Annotated in this window: 7 protein-coding genes and 1 pseudogene; 5 read left to right on the top strand and 3 right to left on the bottom strand. The window is 74.6% G+C overall.

Annotated features, from left to right (window positions below; translation table 11 throughout):
- Positions 1–52 precede the first annotated feature (52 nt).
- From C1I97_RS27995 to C1I97_RS27985, 3 genes are read left to right on the top strand one after another with little or no spacing between them, the layout of a single operon-like run.
- Entirely contained in the window at positions 53–520 is a 468-nt protein-coding gene (locus C1I97_RS27995) for a DUF2771 domain-containing protein (RefSeq protein WP_111005920.1), read from the top strand.
- Entirely contained in the window at positions 490–1,245 is a 756-nt protein-coding gene (locus C1I97_RS27990) for a futalosine hydrolase (RefSeq protein ID WP_181446954.1), read from the top strand. The genes C1I97_RS27995 and C1I97_RS27990 overlap by 31 nt, the downstream gene beginning before the upstream one ends.
- A complete protein-coding gene (locus C1I97_RS27985; RefSeq protein WP_111005918.1) occupies positions 1,235–2,119 on the top strand; it encodes a 1,4-dihydroxy-6-naphthoate synthase in 885 nt (294 codons plus the stop codon). Before C1I97_RS27990 ends, C1I97_RS27985 begins: the two co-directional genes overlap by 11 nt.
- Before the next feature lie 53 nt (positions 2,120–2,172).
- Here C1I97_RS27985 and C1I97_RS42535 read toward each other — a convergent pair whose 3' ends face one another.
- A complete protein-coding gene (locus C1I97_RS42535; protein WP_111005917.1) occupies positions 2,173–2,556 on the bottom strand; it encodes a cold-shock protein in 384 nt (127 codons plus the stop codon).
- 380 nt (positions 2,557–2,936) lie between these two features.
- On the opposite strand from C1I97_RS42535, the gene C1I97_RS27975 reads away from it, so the two are divergent.
- Complete coding sequence (locus C1I97_RS27975) at positions 2,937–3,188, top strand: hypothetical protein (protein ID WP_111005922.1); 252 nt, start codon at positions 2,937–2,939, stop codon at positions 3,186–3,188.
- On the opposite strand, the gene C1I97_RS27970 is transcribed toward C1I97_RS27975, so the two are convergent.
- Positions 3,164–3,790, bottom strand: a complete 627-nt coding sequence (locus C1I97_RS27970) for an HAD family hydrolase (protein WP_181446953.1) — start codon at positions 3,788–3,790, stop codon at positions 3,164–3,166. The genes C1I97_RS27975 and C1I97_RS27970 overlap by 25 nt on opposite strands.
- Before the next feature lie 94 nt (positions 3,791–3,884).
- Positions 3,885–4,907: a hypothetical protein gene (locus tag C1I97_RS27965; RefSeq protein ID WP_111005916.1), complete on the bottom strand. Its 1,023-nt coding sequence runs from the start codon at positions 4,905–4,907 to the stop codon at positions 3,885–3,887.
- A gap of 187 nt (positions 4,908–5,094) precedes the next feature.
- Here C1I97_RS27965 and C1I97_RS27960 point away from each other — a divergent pair.
- Positions 5,095–6,701: pseudogene (locus C1I97_RS27960) on the top strand (hypothetical protein); the annotation flags it as partial.

The following is a 6,701-nucleotide window of genomic DNA, read 5'->3' as shown; positions in this document are numbered from 1 at the left end:
GCCGCACCCCCCGCGTAAACGGTCCGACCGGCGTGCCCGATAACCTTCGGGCATGACTACGCTGCATTCCGCCGTGCGACGCCGCCGCGCTGTCGCCGCTGCCGGCGCCGTTTCCGCCGGACTGCTCGTACTGTCGGCCTGCGAGAAGCCGACGCCGATGGCCACGCTCACCGTCGGCGACAGCTCGGTGACCTCGGAGGCCACCTGCTACAACGACGGCCAGGCGATCAAGGCCACCGATCTGCTGAAGTGCCTGAAGTCGGACAAGACGATCAAGGTCGACCCCGACGAGACCGTCCGCTTCGGTGTCGACCCGGAGATCGCGGACAAGGGCTGGACCATCCTGATGAACGGTCAGCCGCTCACCGACTCCAGCACGAAGACGTACCGCACCATCCCGGGCAGCGTGTTCTTCAACGCCCAGTACGGCGCCAGCGGCAACTCCACCTGGGTCTCCGTCAAGCAGGGCGACAAGAGCACCCTGGGCGTGTGGTCCTTCAAGCTTCAGAAGAATTCCTGACCACGTACCCGGTGCCCTCCGTACGCGTACTCGTCGCCACCGCGGTCCCGGCCGAACGGGAAGCGGTGGCACAGGCGTTCACGGAGCCCGTGCGTGAGCTGGCGCTGCCCGGGGTGACCGTGCACCGCTCCGGCGGTCACGACCTGATCGCCGCCGGCGTCGGCCCGGCCCTCGCCGCCGCCTCCACCGCCACCGCCCTGACCGCCGCCGCGCTCGGCGGCACCCCTTACGACCTCGTCGTCTCGGCCGGTGTCGCCGGGGGCTTCGCGCCCGCCGCGCTCCTCGGCTCGCTCGTCGTCGCCGACGAGATCACCGCCGCCGACCTGGGCGCCGAGACCGGCGACGGTTTCCTGCCGGTGACCGAACTCGGCTTCGGCACCGTCACCCACCGTCCACCCGAAGCACTCGTACGGGCGATCGCGACCGCCGCCGGGGCCCGTACCGGCACCGTCCTGACCGTCTCGACGGTGACCGGCACCGCCGCCCGGGCCGGCGCCCTGCGCACCCGCCACCCCCGCGCCCTGGCCGAGGCCATGGAGGGGTTCGGAGTCGCCGAGGCGGCCGCCGCGCACCGCGTCCCGGTGCTGGAGATACGCGCGGTCTCCAACCCCGTCGGCCCGCGCGACCGCGCCGCCTGGCGCATCGGCGACGCGCTGACCGCCCTGACCGAGGGCTTCGGGAAAATCGCGCCCGTCCTCACGAGGTGGAACCCCCATGAGCCCTGACAGCACGCGACTGCGGATCGCCTACTCCCCCTGCCCCAACGACACCTTCGTCTTCGACGCCCTCGCCCACGGACGCGTCCCGGGCGCGCCCGCGCTCGACGTCACCTTCGCGGACATCGACGTCACCAACGGCATGGCCGAGCGCGGCGAGTACGACGTGCTGAAGGTGTCGTACGCCGTGCTGCCGTACGTCCTCGGCGAGTACGCGCTGCTGCCGTGCGGCGGCGCGCTGGGCCGGGGCTGCGGGCCGCTGGTGTTGACGAGGGAGCCGGAGGCTGGGGGCACCTCCCACGCGTTCAGCAGTGGGGGACTGACGGGCCGTACGGTCGCGGTGCCGAGCGAGACGTCGACGGCGTACCTGCTGTTCCGGCTGTGGGCGGCGGACACCGTCCCCGGCGGGGTCGGCGAGATCGTGGTCATGCCGTTCCACGAGATCATGCCCGCCGTACGGGACGGGAAGGTGGACGCGGGACTCGTCATCCACGAGGCGCGCTTCACGTACCAGGACTACGGCCTGCACAGGCTCGCCGACATGGGCGAGCACTGGGAGGACACCACCGGGCTGCCGATCCCGCTCGGCGCGATCATCGCCAGGCGGTCGCTGGGCGAGGAGGCGCTGACCCGGCTCGCCGACTCGATCGTCGCGTCCGTACGGGCCGCGTGGGACGACCCCGAGGCCTCCCGGGCGTACGTCATGGAGCACGCCCAGGAGATGGACCCGGCCGTCGCCGACCAGCACATCGGCCTGTACGTCAACGAGTTCACCGCCGGCCTCGGCGAGGACGGCTACGCGGCGGTCCGCGGGCTGCTCACGCGTGCGGCGGCCGAGGGGCTCGTGCCGCCCCTCGGCCCGGACGCGCTGAGGTTCCCGTAGTCCCGCGGGTCCCGGTCCCGGTTCCGGTCCCGGTTCCAGTTCCGTCCGCCGGGTCAGACGTCCAGCTGGTCGGCGACCGCGCGCAGCAGGCCGGCGACCTTCTTGCCGTGGGCCCTGTCGGGGTAGCGGCCGCGCCCCAGGTTCTGGCCGACGCTCTCCAGGAGGGTGGTCAGGTCCTGCACGATGGAGGCCAGCTCGTCCGGCTTCTTGCGCTGGGCGGCCGCGACCGACGGGGTCGGCTCCAGGAGCGTCACGGAAAGGGCCTGGTCGCCACGCTGTCCGGCGACCACCCCGAACTCCACTCGCTGCCCCGGCTTGAGCGTGTCCACTCCGGCGGGGAGCACCGAGGAGTGGACGAAGACGTCACCGCCGTCGTCGCGGGAGAGGAAGCCGAAGCCCTTCTCAGCGTTGAACCACTTGACCTTGCCGGTAGGCAAAGCACGCACCCCATCTCACCGGTCAGCCGAACCACTGTTGCCGCAGGTCAGGCTATCTAGCGCTCGCTTTTGCCTGCCGTTGTCCCGAAGCCTCCCCAGCTCTTTACCCCTCGTCAAGCCCGCCCACGCCAGTCGGCCGAACCTGGCCGACCGGTGGGGAGTCGCTCGCCGGGAGTGAGGGGAGACAAGGGATATCTCAGCACACGGAGGGCATGCGGCGGCAACCTGATTCCGGACCCGGAGGACGTTCCGGCGGCACGTTCCCGGCCGGCGGCACTCCCCCGACCGGCCGCACGCTCCCGGCCGGCGGCACGCCCTCGACCGGCCGCACGCTCTCGACCAGCGCCGACGCGGGCCGCGCGGGGAACTACCCTGGTCGGGTGCGTGAAGAAACCCAAACGAACTCCCCCTCGGCCGGTGAAGGGCTGATTCGTGCCGGCGTCATCGTGTTCTTCGTCGGCGCGGTGGCCACGCTCGTCACGATCGCGCCGCTGCTCCTCGGCACGAAGCCCTTCCCGACGTACATGTTCGGCCTGAGCATGCTCATGGGCGCCGGCTTCCTGATCGCGGGCGCCGGTGTGCTCCGGTCGATCGCGGCGGGGCGCCGTCAGGCGCGCGGCGACTCGCGGTAGCCGGACAGCCAGTCCGGGAAGCCGGTCAGGTCGGCGAGGACGACGTCCGCGCCCGCCGCCCGCAGCTCCCGCTCGTCGCACGGCCCGGTGGCCACCGCCACCGAGAGAGCGCCTGCCGTACGGGCGCCGCGCACGTCGCCGACGTGGTCGCCCACGTACACGCCCGCGCCGTACTCGCGCAGCGCCTGGGCCTTCTGCTCGGCCCACAGGTCGCCGATCACCGCGTCCGGCTCCAGGGCCAGGTGCTCCAGGTGCAGCTTGGCGTTCGGCTCGTGCTTGGCGGTGACGACGATCGCCCGCCCGCCGGACTCCCGTACGGCCGCTATCGCCTCGCGGGCGCCGGTCAGCGCGGGCGTGGCGGCGACGGCGTACGCCGGGTACATCTCCCGGTACAGGTTCCCCACGGCCTCGACCTGGTCGGCCGGGAACCAGTTGACCAGCTCCTGCGCGAGCGGCGGCCCGAGCCGCGTGACCGCCAGGTCGGCGTCGATGTACGTCCCCGTCCGCTCGGACAGCGCCAGGTAGCAGGCGCGGATGCCGGGGCGGGAGTCGATGAGGGTCATGTCCAGGTCGAAGCCGACGGTCAGGAGGCGCGAGGTCATATGGGCCATTGTGCCCAGGCGGGCGGGCGGGCAGCCGCCCGGCCCGTGTGACATGCACCGGCCCGTGTGACGTACGACCGTCTCCGGTCCGCGCCTACCGTCGGCGCTGCGAGCGCCAGAGCAGGAACAGGGCCGAGAGCACGGCCGCGGCCCGCACCACCCACGGCCAGGTCTGCTGGACCGCGTCGTTCATGTGGCCCTGGGCGATGGGGGTGCCCCAGCGGTCGTCGGTACGCCCCCACAGCCACACCGCTCCGGCCGCGAGCGCCAGGCCCGGCATGCCCATGACGGCCCACTTGGACTCCCTCGGGGTCAGCCGGCGGGAGCCGTACGCGATCAGCCAGCCGAACAGCAGCGCGAGCAGGTTGCCGAGGACCGCGCCGACGACCAGCAGCCCGGCCGCGAGCAGCAGCAGCGGATTGCTCCAGCGCGCCTTGAGCAGGGGCAGGCCGAGACGCCGGCGCGTGGCCGGCACCTCCTCCGGGCCGGCCGCCTCCACCGCTGCCGCGTCCGCGTCGGCGGCCGTCCCGGGTGCGGGACCGGGCCCGGCGGGTTCCCTGGGCGGCGGGGGCCTGAGCAGTTCGGGGACCTCCACGCCCCCCGTGAAGCCGGGCACGTCGTCGCCGGCCCCGAACGGGCTGCTGTCCAGGCGCCACCAGTCGGGGCGCGCGGCCGGGTCGCCGAGCTCCGCGGCGCTCGCCAGGTGCGGCGGGGACGGGCCGTCCAAGGGCACGGGGCCCGCCTTCGGCTGCGGTGGACGGGGCCGCGGTACGACCCTGCGCAGACCCTTCGGCCGTTCCTCCTGGTCCGCTTCCGCGTCCCGCTGCGCGGGCACGGCCGGCTCCGGCGCCCGCGGACCCGCCTCGCCCGTGCCGCCCGCCGCGCCCGTACCGCCCGCCGCGGCCGTGACGACCTCGTCCGGACTGCCGAGCCGGTCGAGGATGCGGCGGACGGCGGCGGGGCTGTCCACGGCGGCCTTGGCGCGGTGCCGGTCGATCTCGTTGCGCAGATGGGAGACCAGGCGCATCCGGGTGGCCGAGGACAGCTGCCGCTGCTGGGCGACGTCCCCGACGCGGCTCAGATACTCGTAGACGACCTGATCGCTCTCGATCCCCACGGAACCCCTCCGGGGTGGCTGGCCGATTACCCCGCGGGGAGAAGGTATCGCAGGGTGAGCGCCGGCAGCCCGTCCTGGGGACCCCCCTGCTCGAAGAGCTCGGGGGAGTTCGAGGACGAGGCCGTTCGGGCCGATGGGGGGCCGCGGACGCGGTCCCCGGGGACCGCGACCCGCTACCGTGGGTCGGATGAGCAGTGATGAGCGACCGTCGGCTCCGCGTTCCCTCGCGGAAGCGCTCCGCGCGCGCGACGACGCCTGCCTGGCCGCGCTCCTGCGCAGCCGCCCCGATCTCATCACGCCGGTCCCGACCGACCTCACCCAGCTCGCCACCCGCGCCGGGACCCGCGCCTCGGTGGTGCGCGCCCTGGAGCGGCTGGACCGGTTCGCCCTGCAGACGGCTCAGGCCCTCGCGGTGGCCGGCGACCCGGCGACGTACGGCGAACTGCTCGGCCTGATGGCCTCCGACGCCCAGGACCCCGCCGTCGCCGCCGCGCTGCCCCGCGCCCTGGGCACCCTGCGCGAGCAGGCCCTCGTCTGGGGCGGCGACGACCGGCTGCGCCTGGTGCGCACGGCCCGTGAACTGCTCGTCCCGCAACCGCAGCACCCCTCCCCGACCGGGCTCGGGCCGACGGTGCGGGAGGCGACGGCGGGCATGTCGCCGGGGCGGATCCAGGAGATCCTGGCCACCGCCGGCCTGCCCTCCACCCACGACTCCGTCTCCGCGGTCGCCTCGCTCACCGCGCTGTTCACCGACCGCGAGCGGATGGCCGCGCTGCTCGCCGGACTCCCGGCCGACTCCCGCGAGGTACTGGACCGCCTGGTGTGGGGGCCGCCCTACGGCCAGGTCACGCCCGATCCGGCACCGCATCTCCGCCGGCTGCTCGATCGCGGGCTGCTGCTGCCCACGGCGCCCGGCACCGTCGTCCTCCCCCGCGAGGCGGCCCTGCATCTGCGCGGGGGCCGCGCCCACCGCACGCCCGAGCCGGTGCCGCCCGCCGTCGAGGCGGCCGCCACGCACCGTCCACAGGCTGTGGACGCCGCCGCGGCCGGGCAGGCGTACACCGCCCTGGCCACCGTGGAGGAGCTGCTGAAGGACTGGGACGAGGGCGGGCCGAACGTGCTGCGCGCGGGCGGCCTGAGCGTGCGCGACCTCAAGCGCACCGCCGTCGCCCTCGACGTGCCCGAGCCGGTGGCCGCCTTCTGGGTCGAACTCGCCTACGCGGCCGGGCTGATCGCCTCCGACGGCGAGGTGGACGAGCGGTACGCGGCCACCCCTGCCCACGACGAGTGGCGGGAGCGGCCCGCCGCCGAACGCTGGGCCCACCTCGCGGCGGCCTGGCTGACGGCCACCCGTACACCGGGGCTGGTCGGCGGGCGGGACGCCAAGGACCGCGCGCTGTCGGCGCTCGGCCCCGGACTGGACCGCTCGGCGGCACCGGAGGTACGGCACCGGGTGCTCACCCTGCTCGCCCACCTGCCCGAGGGCACCGCGCCCTCCGCCGAGTCGGTGCTGGCCCGGCTGCACTGGGAGCACCCCTCGCGCGGACCTCGGCAGGAGGACGACCTGCGCGGCCGGCTGGCCCGGTGGACGCTGTCCGAGGCGGAACTGCTCGGCGTCACGGGACGCGGCGCGCTGTCCGCGCACGGGCGGGCGCTGCTGGGCGTGCCGCCGCCCGCACCGGCCGCCGGGGAGCACGCCGGGCGCCACCGCCGTGAGGTCCGCCTGCAGCAGGACGTGGTCCAGGGGCTCGGGCAGGAGCGGGGCGACCGTCTACCGGTTCACCCCCGCCTCCG

The sequence above is a fragment of the Streptomyces sp. NTH33 genome (genome assembly GCF_003236365.1).
Classification (GTDB): domain Bacteria; phylum Actinomycetota; class Actinomycetes; order Streptomycetales; family Streptomycetaceae; genus Streptomyces.
The sequence above is the reverse complement of the archived record's forward strand: the minus strand, read 5'-3'. Positions and strand labels throughout refer to the sequence as shown.